This is a genomic window from Pantoea sp. CTOTU49201 (assembly GCF_032054795.1).
GTDB classification, from domain to species: domain Bacteria; phylum Pseudomonadota; class Gammaproteobacteria; order Enterobacterales; family Enterobacteriaceae; genus Pantoea; species Pantoea symbiotica.
In genome coordinates, this window is record NZ_DAMBSA010000048.1 from 1 (window position 1) to 17,281 (window position 17,281).

The following is a 17,281-nucleotide window of genomic DNA, read 5'->3' on the forward strand; positions in this document are numbered from 1 at the left end:
TCACAGCAGCAATCGTTATTGATGCAAATCGCCACCGATGAAGCAGAGCTGGCGCATTTGGGCCACCTGAACGATCTGGTGGGTTCGGCCAAAGGCGATAAATTCCGCCGCTTCGCTCAAGGCCTGACGCTTGATCATCTGGTGTGGCTGGCGAACCGCCAGCTCGATCGCCTGCATGGTCGCTATCTGCTGCAGCGCCGTGTCAGTGAAGAACTAGAGCTGGAAGTGGTGGATACCTGGCAGGCCGACGCCACGCGCGATACGCGCACGCTGTCGGGCGGCGAGAGCTTCCTCGTCAGCCTGGCGCTGGCGTTAGCGCTGTCGGATTTGGTGAGTCATAAAACGCGCATCGAATCGCTGTTCCTCGATGAAGGCTTCGGCACGCTGGATGCCGAGACGCTGGACACCGCGCTGGATGCGCTCGATGCCCTGAACGCCAGCGGCAAAACCATCGGCGTGATCAGCCATGTAGAAGCAATGAAAGAGCGCATTCCGGTGCAGATCCGCGTCCGCAAGATGAATGGTTTGGGTTACAGCAAGCTGGAGTTGCCAGGGGAATAATCAGGTCGCCATGAATGGCGACCCTACGGTGCTTCGGCGGGTTTTCGTAGGGTGCGCATTCATGCGCACCGGTTTTTTATCTCACTGTTGCCAACTTATAACGTGGGCCGACCAGCAAACCGCCCTGCTCGTTCTGCGCCAGCAGACGGGCGCTGGTCACCCCGGCGATGGTGTGTGCCTTATCCGTCACATTGCTGGCAATCTGCTTGATTGCCGCTGACACCAACATGCCAATAATGCCGCCGTTATTGTTGTTGCCATCTTCCGCGTCGCTGGCGGTGGCAATGCCTTGCCAAATCTCTTTACCGCTGCGCAAATCCACCAGACGCGCCGTCGCCGACACCTTGGTCACACTCTGGATCACCTGATAGCTGCTGCCGTAATCGGTCACCGAAATATACAGCGCGCTGTCGGCGTGGAAGATGTCATGCAGACGCTGCGGGCTGACAGCCTGAATTTCATGGCCGTTGGTTAAACCGTTTTGCTGGAAGGTTTCATCCACCACCGCCACCGGGAACACGTAATAGCCCGCTTCCGCCAGCGGACGCGTCACCAGTGAGGTGAAGCTGTTCGCCGCGTTCACATCCGGCGCGCGGTTATCCGCAGGCAGCACCAGAATTGAGGCTGGCTTGCTGGCGCGGAAGGCGCTGTAGTCGTACGGTTTTTTGTGCGCGCAGCCGGTCAACAGCAGCGTGGCGAGCACGCCTAAAGAAACAATCAGCTTTTTCACTGAGCAACTCCTTGTTTTTTCTTCATCAGAAAGTCCATGTATGGCGCCGATTCCGGGAACAACTGTTTCTCGGTGGCAAACTGGCCGAAGGCTTTATCGGTATCTCCGGTTTTGGCGTACAACAAACCGAGCTGCGCGTGAAGGCCCGGTGCGACCGGTTTGTTAACCGATTTGGCTTTTTCAATATCCAGATTCAGCGCTTCGATCTGCTTCTGCGGATCGCTATCTTTTTTGTAGTAGCTGTAGATCTGCTGCTGGTAATCGCCCCAGTAATAGATCGGTTCCGGCCCTTTTGGCGCACAGCCTGCCAGCACGCCCGCAGCGATCAGCGCCGCACTCAGTTGCAACAATTTCATGCTCAATATCCTTATTTCGCCGGACGCCATGCGCCGCTGTTAATGCCATCGACTAAGTGATCAACCGCTTCACGAATCGCCAAATCCATCACTTTACCGTTCAGGGTTGAGTCATAGCTGGCGGTGCCGCCGAAGCCGACGATCTCACGCGCTGACAGCTTGAATTCACCCGCGCCCTGCGCGCTGTACACCACTTCTGAAGTAGTGACATCCACCACGTTCAGGTTGACTTTGGCATAGGCGATCTGGTTTTTACCGCGCCCCAAAATGCCCCACAGCTGCTGATCGCCCACTTCTTTGCGACCGAACTCGGTGATATCACCGGTGATGATGTAAGTCGCACCTTTGATGTTCTGCTCGCTCTTCTTAAAGCCCGCTTCCTGCTGCAACTCTTTCAGGTTACTGCGATCCAGCACGTTGAAGCGATTGGTCTGCTGCAGGTGCGTGACCAAAATGGTTTTCGACTGATTGCCAAGACGATCAACGCCATCAGAGAAGATGCCGTTCATGTACGAGGAGCGGTTATCAAACTGGCCAACCGCAATCGGGCTGCGCACGCCCTGATACGCGGGCTGGCTGGCCGCACGCACCTGTGGTGCTTCAATCGCGCGTGACGATTCGGTCGCGCAGCCGCTGAGCAGCGTGGCGCTTAACAAGGAGAGTGCCGCAAAGGCATATTTTTTCTGCATTTCTAATCCATGAATCAAAAGGGGATAAAGCCGCGAGGCTGCGGCAAATTCTGGTTCTGCCGACAGTCAGAGTAATGCCATAGCATTGGTTGAGTCGGTCTGTAGACTGTCGGCAGTGAAGGGAAGGATCTTTAGTGAAAATATAGGCACATTAATGAATTTAATTAATCGAATGGCGGGATTATTGGGCGGGTTAATGATTGTTGTAGCGCTCAGCGCTTGTCAGCATTCTCAGCCAAAGCAACAGGATAGCATCGTCAATCTGTGCCAGCCGCAGAGTGCGCCGGGCAGCGCATCCTGCAAATGGGCTGATGAGATGCAGCATCAGCTCAATCAGCATTTCCGCGATGCGCGGCGTTATGCCGGTCAGCAATGCCTGGTGCGGCTCGAATGGCAAAACAGCGGGCGCTACGCGGTGACGCAGACGCAAGGCGACGAAACCCTGTGCCTGCGCGCATGGCAGTTGATTGGTCAAAGCAAAGATTTACCGCCGCCGCCGGAGGTTAACCAGCCAGCGTGGTTCGGTTTTGCCCCGGCGACGCCGAGCCATCCTGGCGCCACTGGCGCGGGCTGATGCCAAACCAGCGGCGGAAGGCACGGGAAAAGGCGCTGACTTCGGAGTAACCGAGCAGCAGCGCCATTTCTGAGATCGGCAGCTGCTTCTGTTGCAGATAATGCGTTGCCATCTCGCAGCGCACCTTGTCCACCAGCGCGGTAAAACTGATGCCCTCTTCGCGCAGCCGCCGTTGCAGCGACCAGCTCGACAAGCCCATTTTTTCGGCAATCTCTTCCAGCACCGGTTCGCCCTGCATCAGTGACAAATTCACCTGAGATCGCGCCTGTTCCACCACGCTTTGCAGGCTGGCAGAACTATTCAGGCGGCGAATGGCATCCTGCATCACCATCAGCAACATCGGATCCTGCTCCGGCATGGTTCGCAGTAGATCGCGTTTCGGGATCAGCAACGAGTTGAACGGTTGATCAAACCACACCGGCGCATCAAACACTTTGCAGTGCTCGTGCCACTGTTCTGGACGCGGATGTTCGAAGTGTACTTCGCGCGGCGCCCAGTTTTTGCCGGCGACGTGGCGGATCAAGTTAAGGAACATGCCGAGCGTTAGCTCCGCATCCTGACGTCGTGACAGGATCGCGCCGTGGCGCACCTGATAATCGAGCCGCCAGCACTCGCCTTTGTCCACCAGCCGCGTCAGCGTATCGTGCTGATGCCACGGAAAGGCATTCACCACGTTGTGCAGCGCCTGCTCCAGCGTCGGTGAACAGAGGCCGATATACCCAATCAAGCCTAATGACTGCGGTTTGAACTGCTTGCCGTAATGCAAACCGAAGTTATCAAAACCGGAATGACGCGCCGCTTCTTCCATCACGCGGCAGTAGTTTACTAAACCCAGGCTCAGCGTGGGGCTCGCCAGCAGTTCGGAGTTAATGCCGCTAATGCCAAAGATGCGATCGACATCGCCGCCTTTGTCAGTGATAAAACCGCTCAGTCCGGTGGCGGCCGCTGCCAACACGCCGCGATTGCTGGCGCTGACTGATAAGGCGCTGAAGGCTTCAGTGGGTGTGATGAGTGATTGCATCGGAACCTCTGCGTGTGGCGCGAGTGAAACAGATTGAGGATTCCAGCAATTTTCGTACCAGGCGGATGATTTGCGGATTTCGTCGTAGGGTCGCCATTAATGGCGACCTCGAGTGCGCCGCGACAGCGCAAAGCTGCTCACTGCTGGTGCATCAGACGCCGACCGGCAGTTGATTAGTTTCCAGATAACGTCGGCAAAGGCGCACCGAGTGATCGGCCCAGCGCGGCCCAAGACTCAGCGCCATTTCCGTTTCCGCGTGCGATCCCATCCACGCGGTCATCTGAATGCGACGCTGGATCAGCAGCGTCGGCACCAGCGCCATCTCTTCATCGCTGATGTGCGCCACTTTTTCGTAACCGAGGATCCAGTTATCCACCCATTCGGCGGCGCGCGGATGGTGCTCAACGAAACTGATCGCCGCCGCCAGATCGTGCAGATACCAGCCGAGTCCGCAGTCATCAAAATCGATCACCCGCGTTTCGCCTTTATGCAGCAGCAAATTGGTCAGACGCAGATCGGCGTGGATCAAACCATAACGATCCGCCCCTTTGCCAAAGCCTTGCAGCTCTTGCCCGACGCGCGCCACCGCTTCGGCGACGATGCCGTGATCGGCCGGATTAAGGTTCGGCGCATCCTGCCAGCGTCCCCAATGGCTATGATCGCTGACCATGGTGTGATGATCCCAAATGATGCGCTGAAAACCCGCCGGTTTCTGCCAGCTGCGACTGTGCTGATGCAGACGCGCGGTGATGTGACCAAGCTGCTGAAACGCTTTGGGATCGACATCGGTGGTGGGCATGTCACCTTCGATCCAATGGAACAATACCGCATAACGCTCTGCGCCATTTGCCATCGGCAGCGTCAGCACAGTTGCGCCATCGCTGGCCGGGATCGCCTGCGGCACCATGATGCCGATGTCACGCAGCGCATCCAGCCACAGCAGCTCGCTCTGAATGTCCGCTTTGCTGTGATAGTTAGGACGATGCAGACGCAGCGCGTAGCGTTTGCCCGCCGCCTGCAACAGGAAGGTGGCATTTTCCGAGCGGCACAGCAGTTTCAGTTCGCCGCGCAGTGCCGCGGGGTAACTGGCCAGCGCCTGATGCGCCAGCAGGGTGATTTCAGCATCTGTTAAGGTATCGGATTGTTCGGCACTCATTCATCAATCTCCAGCATCAAGCAAGTGGTATCAGCATGGGATGACGTCGTCCTGACTGCTTGACCGCAGACAACCCAAAGTTGACCGCAGCGTGCATCTGGCACTTTTCTTGCCTCAGAGTTGACCGTGGAGGACAAAACTCACTGCGCCCGCGTCAAGTTTTCCCGCGCCAGCCAGCGGCATTATCACTTCACTGTAGCGCAAAGATAAAAAAGCGCGGTGAAGCTGCCGCACCAACAATGACGACGGGGAAAAGACGATGACGAATAAGCTCAAACCCACGCTGGGCACCCTGCATTTGTGGGGCATTGCGGTTGGACTGGTGATTTCTGGTGAATATTTTGGCTGGAGTTACGGCTGGGGCGTGGCGGGCACGCTGGGATTCCTGATTACCACCGCGATGATCGCCACCATGTATACCTGTTTTATTTTCAGCTTTACCGAACTGACCACCGCGATTCCGCATGCGGGCGGCCCGTTTGCTTATAGCCGCCGCGCGTTCGGTGAAACCGGCGGCTTGATCGCTGGCCTCGCCACGCTGATTGAGTTCGTATTCGCACCACCGGCGATTGCCATGGCGATTGGCGCTTACCTCAACGTGCAATATCCCGATCTCAATCCGAAAACCGCCGCAGTCGGCGCCTATATCGTCTTCATGACGCTGAACATTCTCGGCGTTAAGCTGGCGGCGATGTTCGAATTGGTGGTGACTGTGCTGGCGGTTCTGGAGCTGCTGGTGTTTATGGGCGTGGTGTCGCCGGGCTTCAGCATTGCCAACTTTGCCGCTAACGGCTGGGCGGGCAGCGATCACTTCGGTATGCCCGCGATGTCGGGCATCTTCGCCGCAATTCCGTTCGCCATCTGGTTCTTCCTGGCGATTGAAGGCGCTGCGATGGCGGCCGAAGAGGCCAAGGATCCGAAGCGCACCATTCCCAAAGCCTACATCACCGGCATTCTGACGCTGGTGGTGCTGGCGATTGGCGTGATGCTGCTGGCCGGTGGCGCTGGCGACTGGCGCAAGCTGTCGGACATCAACGATCCGCTGCCGCAGGCAATGAAGATGATCGTCGGTGAAAACTCCAACTGGATGCACATGCTGGTGTGGATTGGTCTGTTTGGGCTGATTGCCAGCTTCCACGGCATTATTCTCGGCTATTCGCGCCAGTTCTTTGCCCTCGCCCGCGCCGGTTATCTGCCGCAGAGTCTGGCCAAGCTGTCGCGCTTCCAGACGCCGCACCGTGCGATTATCGCCGGTGGTTTGATTGGTATCGCCGCCATCTACAGCGATGGCTTTATCAATCTGCAAGGCATGACGCTGACCGCCGCGATGATCACCATGGCGGTGTTCGGCGCGATTGTGATGTATCTGATGAGTATGTTGAGCCTGTTTAAACTGCGCCGCACTGCGCCAGAGATGGAACGCAGCTTCCGTGCGCCGGGCTATCCGATTGTGCCCGGCATTGCGCTGGTGCTGTCGCTGGTGTGTCTGGTGGCAATGCTGTGGTTTAACCCGGTGATTGGCGGCTTGTTTGTTGCGATTATGGCGGTGGGATATGTCTACTTCCTGGCCACCAAAGCCCAGCGCGATAACGCGCCGCAGGATTCGATGTTAGTGGGCGAGTGATGTTAGCAGGGGATTTTGTAGGGTCGCCATTTATGGCGACCTTTTTACATCAACTCACGCCTTAACCGGCCACAACCACGCAGCACCGCGCACACCGCTCGAATCTCCGTGCACCGCCTTCAGCACCGGTGTTTCACATTCGCGGCCAAACACCCACTGCTTCATCAATGCCGGCACGGTTTGATACAGGCGATCGTTATTACTCATGCCGCCGCCCAGCACAATCACATCGGGATCAAGCAGATTCACCACCTGCGCCAGCGATTTCGCCAGACGCATTTCGTAGCGATTCATCGCCAATTCCGCCACCGGATCCTGCTGCTCTATCAGCTTGATGATCTCCGCGCCTTTCAGCGCTTTACCGCTCAAACGCTGATAATCGATTGCAAAACCGGTGCCCGACACAAAGGTCTCAATGCAGCCCTGCAAGCCACAATAACAGGGCACTTCGGCGCGATGGCGCAGTTCATCTTCGTCCATCCACGGCAGCGGATTGTGGCCCCACTCACCGGCATTGCCGTTACCGCCAATGCGCGACTCACCGCCAATCGCCACGCCCGCGCCCGATCCGGTGCCAATAATCACCGCGAACACCAGCGGCTGACCCGCGCCCGCGCCATCCACCGCTTCGGAAACCGCCAGACAATTCGCGTCGTTGGCAATGCGCACGTCACGATTCAGCGCCTGCGCTAAATCCTTATCCAGCGGCTGACCGTTCAGCCAGGTGGAGTTGGCGTTTTTCACCCGCTGCGTATAGGGCGAAATCGTGCCGGGAATGCCGATGCCGACCGTGCCCTGCTGACCGGTTTTCTCCTCTGCCAGCAGCACTAAATCGACAATCGCCTGAACCGTGGCAGCGTAGTCGTCACGCGGCGTGTTAACGCGATGACGAAACAGTTCCTGACCCTGATCAGACAGTGCAATCACTTCAATTTTGGTACCGCCTAAATCAATCCCAATGCGCACGATTTATTCCTCATTATTCGTTCTGGTGACAAATACAGTAGAAGGCTGAATCGGGAAAGGCAATGAAACCAATCCGATGTTTCGCTATCATGCGCGCTGACTTTGAGACTTGTGCGCCCGATCGCACCCACGGTAAGGAATCCCGATGTTGTGGTTTAAAAATATGATGGTTTATCGTCTGAATCGTGACATTCCACTGTCCGCAGACGATCTGGAAAAGCAGCTCGACGCCTTCACCTTTTCGCCGTGCGGCAGCCAGGATATGGCGAAAACCGGTTGGGTTTCACCGATGGGCAACCGCAGCGAAGCGCTGACGCATGAAATCAACGGTCAGATGGTGATTTGCGCGCGCACCGAGCAAAAAATTCTGCCGTCGCCGGTGGTGAAGCAGGCGCTGGAAGCCAAAATCGACAAGCTGGAAGCGGAACAGAGCCGCAAGCTGAAGAAAACCGAGAAAGATTCGCTGAAAGATGAAGTGCTGCATAGCCTGCTGCCACGCGCGTTTAGCCGTTTCAGCCAGACTTATATGTGGATCGACACCGTTAACAACCTGATCATCGTCGATTGCGCCAGCGCCAAGAAAGCCGAAGATACGCTGGCGCTGCTGCGTAAAAGCCTCGGTTCGCTGCCAGTGGTTCCGTTAACGCTGGAAAATCCAATCGAGCTGACGCTGACCGAATGGGTGCGCTCAGGTGAGCTGCCAGCTGGTTTTGCGCTAATGGATGAAGCTGAGCTGAAAGCGATGCTGGAAGATGGCGGCGTGATCCGTTGTAAGAAGCAGGATCTGATTTCCGATGAGATCGCCACGCATATTGAGGCCGGTAAAGTGGTCACCAAACTGGCGCTCGACTGGCAGGAACGCATTCAGTTCGTCATCGCCGATGATGCTTCAGTGAAGCGTTTGAAGTTTAGCGACACGCTGCGTGAGCAGAATGATGACATCGACCGCGACGATTTCGCCCAGCGTTTCGATGCCGATTTCATTCTGATGACCAGCGAACTGGCCGCGCTGATCAGTAATCTGGTCGAAGCGTTAGGCGGCGAAGCGAAGCGTTAATTCCCTCGAACCTGGTCGCCATTAATGGCGACCCTACGACAAACCTGCATGGATTTTCGTAGGCTGAGCAATAAAAAACCTGCGCTTCCAACAGAAGTCGCAGGTTTAAGATGTTCTAAATCTTAAGTTTAGAGATAGCGGCACAGATAAGATGAAGGCTCGGCCACCTGCAGATGGAATTCGCTCTGGCCTGGCACGCTGAACACAGCGCCGGCTTCATACCATTTCCACTCGGTTTCACCCGGCAGCAGCACTTTCAGCGCGCCGCTTACTACCGTCATCTCTTCCGGTTGGTTGGTGCCGAAGGTGTATTCACCTTCCGCCATCACGCCAACGCTGGCACGGCCAATGGTCACGCTGTCGAAACCAATGGATTTCACTTTTCCGTCGAAATACTCACTTGTATTGAGCATATTACTTCCTCACAGCACATTATCGTGACTGGCAGATTACTAAGGAACTCGCTGATCTGTCACGCGAATTAGCGCCACAGATCGCAACTTGTGATCTCTCCGCATTAGACGATCAATTCTGCCGCCAGCTTGGCGACCAGCACGTTCGACAGCAGTACCGGAATGCCCAGCATTTTCTGCAGGAAATCACGGTGCTTCTGGTGATAGCCGATGCAATCCAACACCACCACATCCGCGCCCTGCTCCTGTAGCGACAATCCCGCTTCCACCAAATCGGCCTGCTCCGCCAGATACGGGCTGGCGACGGCAAAGCACGGCGGCGTATCCAGATTGCGCCACTTGTTGGCCTGCTCGGCAATCTGCTCTTCCACCGGCACCACAATGCCGACTTTGTGTTGTTGCACAATCGCGCGTACCAGCGGCGGGATGATGCGATCCGGCTCCAGCAGTAAGGCAGATTGCGTTTTCAGCGTGCCAAATTCGCCGGTGCACAGCAGCAGAATGGTGTCATAGCCCTGCTCTTCCAGTGCGTTGATCTTACATTGCAGTCCCTGCTCCACTTTTGGTCCGGACAGGCGCACCTGCTCGCCGCTGATCATGCGCGACACCAGCACCTTGTCGCCCGGCGCGGGCGCATACTGCTGCTCGACTTCAGTCAGCGTCAAACCGTCGAGTAAACCGGCATGCGCCACCTGATCGGCAGGCAGATGTTCCAGCAGCAACGGCAGAATGTCGCTGCGCGGTGATTGACCAATCGTCAGTGTGACCAGGGAGATATTCATCATCAGGCTTTCCGGGTGCGCAGATGGCTGAGACTACCATACAAAGAGAGCAGCAGAGCGTACTCTTGCGCGTCGTAGAAGTGACAGGTTTCACGCCCGAACTCTTTCGCCACTTCCACCGCAAACTTCACCGCTAAAGCGATATCCACTTCGTGGCTCGCGCCGGTGCCGCAGCCCGGCACCACCGATTCGGCGCAGATCGCTACGCCGACCACCGGCACATCCGTCGCGGTGGAAGGCTGCAAAATACTGTTGAGGTGATAAACCCCGTTGCCGTATGGCGTGATGTCCTGCGTGGTAATCGGGAAGGTGACCGCCGGTTTGCCGCTGGTCATCTCCATGATGCGCAGCAGATCTTCTGACACGCGCAGGATATAGCCCTCTTTCACCGTCGGCGACAGCGCGTAGCCTTTGTGATTGAGGATGCGGTTACCTTTGGTGGTATCGATCGACAGAATCGCATCGACGCCCGCAATCACTTCGTTGTCATTCATGGTGATGTCGTCGCACGGCGAATCCATGAAATCGACCGGTTCGTGTGGACGCGTTGGCGCATCCGGGCAGATGTGGGTCGTGATGATCACATCACCGGCCAGCACGTCGCCTTTGGTTTGCATCTGCGCCAGCTTCAGCGCACTGCTCACCGCCGCGACCGCGCCATCGGCGTCTGACACCATCCCAATGCGCGTTGGACGCGCACCAATCCCGCCAAGACGACCAATGATGCCAAGCGTTGGTGCGTTGCCGCCGTTGCTTTTGCCCTGCGCACCGGGAATGTCGATGCGGACGAAATCGGTCCGCCCTTTGGGCCCGCTGACGCGTTTCGTGCTGGCGGTGACGCCCGGATAGGCCGCGAACAGATCAACCACCTGTTGGCCATCAATGTAAGCGCTATCGAGTAACTCAAAGACCTGCAGTGTCTGCTGTAAACTCATAATAAATTCCCTAAATTATTTCTTGGTGCCGCTGGCAAAAAGTGAATGGAAGAAGCTGTAAAGCGCGTCGCCCGCGATAAATCCAGCGGCCATCACCTCCATCGGTGAACGTCCACGCTCGCCCCACACGCGCAGTATAATAATGCGCAGCGCGATGCCCACCATCACCGCCCAACCCGCAGCGGCGTTGTTAATCAATAAACCGGTCGCCAACAGCACGCCAAGCTGACGCTTCGGTCCGCCGATCAACTGAATGATGGCGCCCGGAATCGCCCACATCAGCAGATTTCCGGCGATACCCGGCTCGGCTCCGGCCTGAATGGTTTTGGCATAGACGCGCGCCACCGGCGGCAGCAGATTCTCGGCAAAGAAAATCGTGTGCGCGTACCACACCACGGGAATACAGATCACAAAGGCGATCATCGCGGCGATCAGCTGGATGCGGCGGCCCCACAGCTCTTGCTGCACATCGGCACCGTTGCCGCGCAGGATAAAGCCCGCTTTCAGGTCATAACCCATATCGGCAAACGCCGGACCGGTGGCGGCGGTAAAGCCGCACAGCAGGCACAGTGCCAGCGGCGGGAAGCCGAGCAGAATGCCGAGAATCAAAGTAATCAGCGCCACCGCAAAGGCCGGGAACCAGCCGGAGTGCATCGCGGCGATACCGACAATCAGTTCATGCACGAAGGCAGCAAAGGCGGCGTAGAGGATAAACAGCACCAGCATCGGCAGGCCCATCTGGCTCCATAAGCCGCCCGCCAGCGCCAGCAGCGTGGAGATGACGATGTAGCCGACGGTGCCAAAACCCAGCGAACGTTTCACTTCGCTGTCGCTGCGGCTGACGTTGACCTGATCATTGCGGCGGCTGCGAATCACCTGCACCACCTGAATCAATGCCACCAAACCGGCACCAACCATCACGCCGTGCGGAATATAGAGCGCGTTGATATCAATGCCAGCAACCGGTTGCGCGTAGGCACGCAACAGGAAGCCAATACCAAGCATGCTCAACGCCCAGATATTGCCGATAAACGCGGTACCAAATGCCGACATGGGGATTTTCAGCATCGAGCCGACGATGCCGCCGACAATGCCCACCACCAGCAACCAGGCCTGACGACCGCCTTTATCACCGGCTTTGATCGCTTCAGCTGCCGCCACGCCCGGCGGCCACGCATTGCTGGCCGGGAAGACGCGCGTATCAAACAGACGATAGAGTAAATAAGCATCGAGCAGCATCGCCGCGCTGACGCCGACAAACAGTGGCAGCACCAGCTGCGGCTCGCCCAACGCCCACGGCACTGCGATTGGCATTAACAGGCTGTTGGCCGCACCGAAGGTGGCAGAAGAGATGGCGGTTTGCGCGAGGTTTTGAACTTCAATCGAGCGATAGCGACGAAACCATTGCAGTGGAATACGCGCCAGCAGCATGGCAAACAGCGCGCCGATAATAGAGGTATTGGGTGTCACCCCAATGGTGGTAATAAGCTGTACCCCAATGATGGCGCCTGCAACGGACAGCAGAACCAGCATTAAGGCAACGCCAACACTTTTTATTGGATTATTTTGACGCATAAGATCCCCGTATTTTCACCCTGTAGAAAACGCGTTAATTCGCAGCGCCCGACACGCGGGACATCAACGTTTTTATATTAATCGTTCCCTGATTATTGAAATAAGCAGGTCCGAAGACCTGCTATTTCCCTGGTGTGGCGCGAATAAACGCCTTCAAAACTGAAATAGGGTTTCCTGTTTGGACAGGATTATGCGCCGTACTTTTCGGCCATCAGTGCAGCCGTTGCGCGTAGTTCGCTGAGCAGCATCTCCGGATAACCGGGCGCCGCTTCTTGCGATAAAAACGAGAGACAAAGCGCGGCACTTTCACCGCGATGTTTATTGGTTACCGCAACCGCTAACGAGCTGATGCCTGGCAGCGTCTCATTGCGCGCCAGTGCCCAGCCTTGCTGGCGAATCACAGCTAACTCCTGGCATAAGGCATCCACGCTCAGCGGCGAATTCATCGAAGCCGCCTGCCAGTTGCTGGCAAAACGATCGCGAACTTCTTCATCACTCAACTGCGCCAACAGCACGCGTCCGGTCGAGGTGCCGGTTAATGAAACGCGCGTGCCCGGCGGCGTCACCAGTTGGGTGAAGAAACGGCCGTGATACATGCGCATCACCAGCACATCGTCACCATCCAGCACCGAGATATAGCCCATGCAGCCGCTGCTGGCCGCCAGACGCGCCATCGGCGCCGACGCGCTATCCACTAACGGCGTCGACAGATAGTGACCTGCCACCGACAGCAGCACGCGACCAATCTGGAAGCAGCGGCTCTCAGCGTCACGCTCAAGTAAGCCTTCACTTTCCATGGTCGCCAGCAGGCGCGATACCGTACTTTTCGGCAAGCCCAACGCATCCACCACCTCGGTAAAGGTTAAGCCGGGATGGCCCTGCGTCACGCCAAAGCGCTGAAACAGCTTCAGTACGGCGGAGGCATTTTCGAGTGTGGTCATGGTGTCGGTTTCACTATATGGAACTGAGTTCCTCTATCAATAACCAGAAAGTAAAGCGCTACGCTTTTGCGGTCAAGCGCAAATTTTGTGCCGGACATTTCTTAGGGAATTTAAGGCAGAATAAAATACGGCGTGAAGTGGGAAATAAATGACGTAATCAGGTGAGTTAAATATTCAGCAGGAAAGTGTGTAACTTTTTTGGAATATTGCAGTTTTTCGGCGGAGATTCTTTACCCTAAATAGTTCAAGCTGCAGGAAGGCGGCAAATGTGTAAATCCCCAGGAGCTTACTTAGGTAAGTGACTGGGGTGAACACATGCAGCCAACGCACCGGCAGCTTGAAATATGACGGGTAAAGTTAATCTTTATCGGCATCTTCATAGCGCTCTTTTGCATCTTGCGCTTCAGATTCAGTTTTGTGTTCGCTAATTAACGTATCGGGTTTGGGATGGTCAGCACGTAATTCATACCAGGTGACGGTTTGATCCGCCGAACCTTTTTCAACGGCGACAATACGCGCGACGCGCGGATAGGGTGGTTTAGTTGGCATCGTTTTCCCTCTTCTATCAGTTGTCCAAAGACAGCGGAGATCCTCTGCCTAACGCTAAGTATAGACAACTGAGGATCGCTGCAAAAAAACAGAGAGAAATCTGAGGGTTTAGCTGGCGCGCGCCAGTGATAGCGATTGCAGAATTTGCTCAACCACGCGATCGGGCGATTGCATCGCGTTGACTTCATGATGCGCGGTTTGACGATACAGATGGGCACGCTCACGCAGGATATCGCCCATCTCTTCGGCAATCGGGCGGCCGGTCAAGGTGGGACGCTGCGCTGCTTCCGGCTGATGTTCCAGACGATCGGCCAGCACTTCTGAGGGCGCATTCAGCCAAATCACCTGACCGTGTTCGCGCATAAAGCGACAATTCACTTCCGCCAGCACCATGCCGCCGCCGGTAGCGATGACCGTATTCGGCGCGGTGACCGCACGCAGCGATTCCGTTTCGCGGGCGCGGAAACTATCCCACCCTTCAGACGCCACAATCTCTGCCACGCTGCGTTGCGTAGTGAGTTGCAGATAGTGATCGGTATCGTTAAAGGCATAGCCCAGCGCTTGCGACAGCGCCTGGCCAACAGTGGTTTTACCGCAACCGCGTGCGCCGATCAGATAGATGGGTAATGACATCCGGGCTCATCCTCCGCCGTAATGTGCCGCGCGGGCAACGTCATCAGGTCAATAATGCGTCGCATAATACCTGGATTTTATTTTATCAGCCACCCGCGAGGCACGATTTACGCGTATTTCAGTCACATCTTAAGCTAGCCGTTTGAAAAGCCAGCGAAAAACAATGCATGAATCGTGCATCGGGACAAATGTAACAGCGGCCAACATTTCCTTACCAGGCCGTTGATTTACTTTCTTTAGTCGCGCCCTCATATATGAGGCATACCTTAAAGGAGGGTTCCCCATGCAAAGCGAAGAACAACAACTTATTGAAAACCTGTTCAGCCGACTGAAACAAGCTGAGACGCAAAGCGGCCCGCGTGATGCTGGCGCAGAGCAGTTAATCAAACAGCATTTACAGAATCAGCCCGGCGCGCCTTATTACATGTCGCAGGCGATCCTGATTCAGGAAGCGGCGCTGAAAAAGCTCAATGCGCAGGTTACGGATCTGGAAAATCGTCTGGCGCAGGCGCAGCAGCAACAGGCACCGCAGCAGAGCAGCGGCGGTTTTCTCTCCAGCCTGTTTGGTGGCGGATCGCGCCCGGCAGCGCAACAGCAACCAGCGTGGGGTAATCCACCACCACAACCGCAACAGCAATATGCGCCGCCACCACAGCAGCAATATGCCGCACCAGCGGCACGCGGCACCGGCTTCCTCGGCGGCGCGTTGCAAACGGCTGTTGGTGTGGCGGGCGGCGTGGTGATGGCGGATATGCTGACCCGCATGTTCCACCATTCACAGCCGGAAGAGATCGTTAACATCATCAACGAGCCGGCGCTGCCGCAGGTGGATAACAGCCTCGACACCTTTAACGGCAACGACAGTAACAACGCGTTCCTCAACAACGATAATTCGGGTTGGGATAACAACGTTGCGGATAACAATGATTTCGGCGATTTTGGCGGTGACTACGATGACGATGACAGCTTCGTCTGATTAGCGCTGACGTAACCACTTATCCAGTTCGTTAGCAAACAGTTGGCGGTCGCGTTGGCTCAAGGTCGACGGGCCGCCACTCTGAATCCCGCTGGCGCGCATCGTCTCCATAAAGTCACGCATGGTTAAGCGCTGACGAATTGTGTCTGTCGAGTAACGTTCTCCGCGCGGATTCAGCGCCGCAGCGCCCTTCTCCAGCACTTCCGCCGCCAGCGGAATATCGCCGGTGATCACCAGCTCGCCAGGCTGCACCCGTTTCACAATCTCGTTATCCGCCACGTCAAACCCCGCAGCGACCTGCAGCGTTTTCAGCCACGGCGACGGCGGCACGCGCAGCGGCTGGTTGGCGACAAAGGTCACGGTAACTTTGGTGCGCTCGGCCGCGCGGTACAGCACTTCTTTGATGACATTGGGACAAGCATCCGCATCAACCCAAATCGACATGATGAATCCTTCTTAACCGGCAATGAGGCTGATCTTGCCGTGCTGCGGCAGAATCGCAACTGTTTTTGCTGGCCGCCCGCCTTGTTATTAATCCTCGCTGACGTAAGCTTACCCCCACAGAAAATGAACCACTTAGAGGATAAAGCGATGCTGGAGAAGAAAATCGGGTTTGTCGGCTGCGGCAATATGGCGAAAGCCATTATTAGCGGACTGGTCAACAGCGGGCAGATCGCCCCCGCCAATATCTGGGTATTCGACCGTAAGCCCGCCACCAATCAGTCGATGGCGCAGCAATATGGCGTCACCGCCGCAGATAGCGTGGAAAGCCTGGCGCGCGAAGTGGATATCCTGTTTGGCGCGGTGAAACCCAATGTGATTCTCAAAGTGCTGAAAGATCTTGCCGGCCAGCTGAAGAAAGATGTGCTGGTGGTCTCGATTGCGGCCGGCGTAACGCTGGATTCTCTGGCGTCGGTGCTCGGCCACGATCGCAAAATCATCCGCGTGATGCCCAATACGCCATCGCTGGTGAACGAAGGCATGACCTCAGTGACGCCAAACGTGCTGGTGGAAGCGCATGAAGTGGATGAAGTGGTGGGGATTTTCGAGAGTTTCGGCAAAGCGGCGGTGGTAAATGAATACCTGATTCACGCGGTGGTTGGCGTGAGCGGTTCAGCGCCAGCGTATGTGTTTATGTTTATCGAAGCGATGGCCGATGCAGCAGTGCTCGGCGGCATGCCGCGTGCGCAGGCGTATCAGTTTGCGGCGCAGGCGGTCAAAGGTTCGGCGCAGATGGTGCTGGAAACCGGTAAGCATCCGGGCGAGCTAAAAGATATGGTGTGCTCGCCAGGCGGCACCACCATCGAAGCGGTGAAAGTGCTGGAAGAGAAAGGCTTCCGCGCGGCGGTGATTAACGCGATGCAGCAGTGTATGGCGAAGTCAGAGACGTTGAGTAAGCAGTGATCGGTGCGGCTTGCCCCTCACCCTAACCCTCTCCCGCAAGCGGGAGAGGGAACCAATAGAGCATATGGCAGCATCTCCCACAGGGAGAGGGAATTGATCGTGCGTCTCCCTCTCCCTGTGGGAGAGGGCCGGGGTGAGGGCATCAGGCCGCAGAGTACGCCTCATACAACGCAATACCCTGCGCCAGCGTCATGGGCTGCTGCATCTCCTGCACCAGCGCTGCCGTCAGCGTATACAGCCCGGCAGAACACACCGCCGCAATCATCCCTTCCTGACAATAGAAAGCGATAAACTGCTTATTCTGCAGCGATCCCAGCAGCCGGTAATCATCCCACTCTT

General features: G+C 56.5%; 20 protein-coding genes and 1 pseudogene. 6 read left to right on the forward strand and 15 right to left on the reverse strand.

Annotated elements, in window-relative coordinates:
* The coding region (locus tag RTY00_RS05570) for an SbcC/MukB-like Walker B domain-containing protein (protein WP_312663726.1) at positions 1-561 on the forward strand (561 nt) is incomplete at its 5' end.
* Positions 562-637: 76 nt separating this feature from the next.
* Here the strand turns inward: RTY00_RS05570 and RTY00_RS05575 are convergent.
* Genes RTY00_RS05575 through RTY00_RS05585 form a run of 3 tightly spaced genes read right to left on the reverse strand, consistent with a single transcriptional unit; the run spans position 638 to position 2,336 of the window.
* Positions 638-1,291, reverse strand: a complete 654-nt coding sequence (locus tag RTY00_RS05575; protein ID WP_008106085.1) for a DUF799 domain-containing protein — start codon at positions 1,289-1,291, stop codon at positions 638-640.
* Positions 1,288-1,647, reverse strand: coding sequence for a DUF4810 domain-containing protein (locus RTY00_RS05580; RefSeq protein WP_008106083.1), 360 nt, complete (start codon positions 1,645-1,647; stop codon positions 1,288-1,290). Before RTY00_RS05580 ends, RTY00_RS05575 begins: the two co-directional genes overlap by 4 nt.
* Before the next feature lie 11 nt (positions 1,648-1,658).
* The gene (locus RTY00_RS05585) at positions 1,659-2,336 is read right to left on the reverse strand and encodes a CsgG/HfaB family protein (protein ID WP_154153655.1); all 678 of its coding nucleotides are present in this window, start codon (positions 2,334-2,336) and stop codon (positions 1,659-1,661) included.
* 154 nt (positions 2,337-2,490) lie between these two features.
* Between RTY00_RS05585 and RTY00_RS05590 the strand changes: the two genes are divergently transcribed.
* Entirely contained in the window at positions 2,491-2,910 is a 420-nt protein-coding gene (locus RTY00_RS05590) for a cell envelope integrity protein TolA (RefSeq protein ID WP_008106079.1), read from the forward strand.
* Here the strand turns inward: RTY00_RS05590 and RTY00_RS05595 are convergent.
* The gene (locus RTY00_RS05595; RefSeq protein WP_312663729.1) at positions 2,840-3,931 is read right to left on the reverse strand and encodes an AraC family transcriptional regulator; all 1,092 of its coding nucleotides are present in this window, start codon (positions 3,929-3,931) and stop codon (positions 2,840-2,842) included. The two genes, RTY00_RS05590 and RTY00_RS05595, sit on opposite strands and share 71 nt — an antisense overlap.
* Before the next feature lie 151 nt (positions 3,932-4,082).
* A complete protein-coding gene (locus RTY00_RS05600; protein WP_312663731.1) occupies positions 4,083-5,087 on the reverse strand; it encodes a phosphotransferase in 1,005 nt (334 codons plus the stop codon).
* Positions 5,088-5,346: 259 nt separating this feature from the next.
* On the opposite strand from RTY00_RS05600, the gene eat reads away from it, so the two are divergent.
* The gene (gene eat, locus RTY00_RS05605) at positions 5,347-6,711 is read left to right on the forward strand and encodes an ethanolamine permease (RefSeq protein WP_061717487.1); all 1,365 of its coding nucleotides are present in this window, start codon (positions 5,347-5,349) and stop codon (positions 6,709-6,711) included.
* 54 nt (positions 6,712-6,765) lie between these two features.
* Here the strand turns inward: eat and mak are convergent, their stop codons facing one another.
* Complete coding sequence (gene mak / locus RTY00_RS05610; RefSeq protein WP_008106071.1) at positions 6,766-7,677, reverse strand: fructokinase; 912 nt, start codon at positions 7,675-7,677, stop codon at positions 6,766-6,768.
* Positions 7,678-7,822: 145 nt separating this feature from the next.
* Here mak and rdgC point away from each other — a divergent pair, with 145 nt between their 5' ends.
* Entirely contained in the window at positions 7,823-8,734 is a 912-nt protein-coding gene (rdgC, locus tag RTY00_RS05615) for a recombination-associated protein RdgC (RefSeq protein WP_008106069.1), read from the forward strand.
* A 128-nt stretch (positions 8,735-8,862) separates the two neighbouring features.
* Here rdgC and ppnP read toward each other — a convergent pair whose 3' ends face one another.
* The 7 genes from ppnP to aroL all read right to left on the reverse strand — a co-directional run bounded on the left by ppnP (position 8,863) and on the right by aroL (position 14,562).
* Positions 8,863-9,147 carry a pyrimidine/purine nucleoside phosphorylase gene (ppnP, locus tag RTY00_RS05620; RefSeq protein WP_008106067.1) on the reverse strand — a complete coding sequence of 95 codons (285 nt, stop codon included), beginning with the start codon at positions 9,145-9,147 and terminating at the stop codon, positions 8,863-8,865.
* A 104-nt stretch (positions 9,148-9,251) separates the two neighbouring features.
* Entirely contained in the window at positions 9,252-9,929 is a 678-nt protein-coding gene (locus RTY00_RS05625) for an AroM family protein (RefSeq protein ID WP_312663736.1), read from the reverse strand.
* Between the two features lie 2 nt (positions 9,930-9,931).
* On the reverse strand, positions 9,932-10,864 hold the full coding sequence (locus tag RTY00_RS05630) for a DUF1177 domain-containing protein (RefSeq protein ID WP_312663732.1): 933 nt from the start codon (positions 10,862-10,864) through the stop codon (positions 9,932-9,934).
* 15 nt (positions 10,865-10,879) lie between these two features.
* Positions 10,880-12,439, reverse strand: coding sequence for an OPT/YSL family transporter (locus tag RTY00_RS05635; RefSeq protein ID WP_265299835.1), 1,560 nt, complete (start codon positions 12,437-12,439; stop codon positions 10,880-10,882).
* Positions 12,440-12,627: 188 nt separating this feature from the next.
* On the reverse strand, positions 12,628-13,380 hold the full coding sequence (locus RTY00_RS05640; protein WP_154153678.1) for an IclR family transcriptional regulator: 753 nt from the start codon (positions 13,378-13,380) through the stop codon (positions 12,628-12,630).
* Positions 13,381-13,737: 357 nt separating this feature from the next.
* A complete protein-coding gene (locus RTY00_RS05645; RefSeq protein WP_312663733.1) occupies positions 13,738-13,929 on the reverse strand; it encodes a YaiA family protein in 192 nt (63 codons plus the stop codon).
* A 108-nt stretch (positions 13,930-14,037) separates the two neighbouring features.
* The gene (aroL, locus tag RTY00_RS05650) at positions 14,038-14,562 is read right to left on the reverse strand and encodes a shikimate kinase AroL (RefSeq protein ID WP_312663734.1); all 525 of its coding nucleotides are present in this window, start codon (positions 14,560-14,562) and stop codon (positions 14,038-14,040) included.
* 283 nt (positions 14,563-14,845) lie between these two features.
* Between aroL and RTY00_RS05655 the strand changes: the two genes are divergently transcribed.
* On the forward strand, positions 14,846-15,538 hold the full coding sequence (locus RTY00_RS05655; protein WP_312663735.1) for a DUF2076 domain-containing protein: 693 nt from the start codon (positions 14,846-14,848) through the stop codon (positions 15,536-15,538).
* Here the strand turns inward: RTY00_RS05655 and RTY00_RS05660 are convergent, their stop codons facing one another.
* Positions 15,539-15,982 carry a YaiI/YqxD family protein gene (locus RTY00_RS05660; protein ID WP_008106050.1) on the reverse strand — a complete coding sequence of 148 codons (444 nt, stop codon included), beginning with the start codon at positions 15,980-15,982 and terminating at the stop codon, positions 15,539-15,541.
* A gap of 147 nt (positions 15,983-16,129) precedes the next feature.
* Between RTY00_RS05660 and proC the strand changes: the two genes are divergently transcribed.
* On the forward strand, positions 16,130-16,942 hold the full coding sequence (gene proC / locus RTY00_RS05665; RefSeq protein WP_312663738.1) for a pyrroline-5-carboxylate reductase: 813 nt from the start codon (positions 16,130-16,132) through the stop codon (positions 16,940-16,942).
* Positions 16,943-17,084: 142 nt separating this feature from the next.
* Here the strand turns inward: proC and RTY00_RS05670 are convergent.
* Positions 17,085-17,281, reverse strand: a pseudogene (locus RTY00_RS05670) (pyridine nucleotide-disulfide oxidoreductase); the annotation flags it as partial.

What these genes read in the sequence shown, in the direction of transcription:
- RTY00_RS05585 (WP_154153655.1), bottom strand. Translation starts at nt 2,336, where the DNA reads ATGCAGAAAAAATATGCCTTTGCGGCACTCTCCTTGTTAAGCGCCACG.
- RTY00_RS05625 (WP_312663736.1), bottom strand. Translation starts at nt 9,929, where the DNA reads ATGAATATCTCCCTGGTCACACTGACGATTGGTCAATCACCGCGCAGC.
- rdgC (WP_008106069.1), top strand. Translation starts at nt 7,823, where the DNA reads ATGTTGTGGTTTAAAAATATGATGGTTTATCGTCTGAATCGTGACATT.
- RTY00_RS05630 (WP_312663732.1), bottom strand. Translation starts at nt 10,864, where the DNA reads ATGAGTTTACAGCAGACACTGCAGGTCTTTGAGTTACTCGATAGCGCT.
- RTY00_RS05635 (WP_265299835.1), bottom strand. Translation starts at nt 12,439, where the DNA reads ATGCGTCAAAATAATCCAATAAAAAGTGTTGGCGTTGCCTTAATGCTG.
- RTY00_RS05640 (WP_154153678.1), bottom strand. Translation starts at nt 13,380, where the DNA reads ATGACCACACTCGAAAATGCCTCCGCCGTACTGAAGCTGTTTCAGCGC.
- RTY00_RS05645 (WP_312663733.1), bottom strand. Translation starts at nt 13,929, where the DNA reads ATGCCAACTAAACCACCCTATCCGCGCGTCGCGCGTATTGTCGCCGTT.
- RTY00_RS05655 (WP_312663735.1), top strand. Translation starts at nt 14,846, where the DNA reads ATGCAAAGCGAAGAACAACAACTTATTGAAAACCTGTTCAGCCGACTG.
- eat (WP_061717487.1), top strand. Translation starts at nt 5,347, where the DNA reads ATGACGAATAAGCTCAAACCCACGCTGGGCACCCTGCATTTGTGGGGC.
- RTY00_RS05600 (WP_312663731.1), bottom strand. Translation starts at nt 5,087, where the DNA reads ATGAGTGCCGAACAATCCGATACCTTAACAGATGCTGAAATCACCCTG.
- proC (WP_312663738.1), top strand. Translation starts at nt 16,130, where the DNA reads ATGCTGGAGAAGAAAATCGGGTTTGTCGGCTGCGGCAATATGGCGAAA.
- ppnP (WP_008106067.1), bottom strand. Translation starts at nt 9,147, where the DNA reads ATGCTCAATACAAGTGAGTATTTCGACGGAAAAGTGAAATCCATTGGT.
- RTY00_RS05660 (WP_008106050.1), bottom strand. Translation starts at nt 15,982, where the DNA reads ATGTCGATTTGGGTTGATGCGGATGCTTGTCCCAATGTCATCAAAGAA.
- RTY00_RS05590 (WP_008106079.1), top strand. Translation starts at nt 2,491, where the DNA reads ATGAATTTAATTAATCGAATGGCGGGATTATTGGGCGGGTTAATGATT.
- RTY00_RS05580 (WP_008106083.1), bottom strand. Translation starts at nt 1,647, where the DNA reads ATGAAATTGTTGCAACTGAGTGCGGCGCTGATCGCTGCGGGCGTGCTG.
- RTY00_RS05595 (WP_312663729.1), bottom strand. Translation starts at nt 3,931, where the DNA reads ATGCAATCACTCATCACACCCACTGAAGCCTTCAGCGCCTTATCAGTC.
- aroL (WP_312663734.1), bottom strand. Translation starts at nt 14,562, where the DNA reads ATGTCATTACCCATCTATCTGATCGGCGCACGCGGTTGCGGTAAAACC.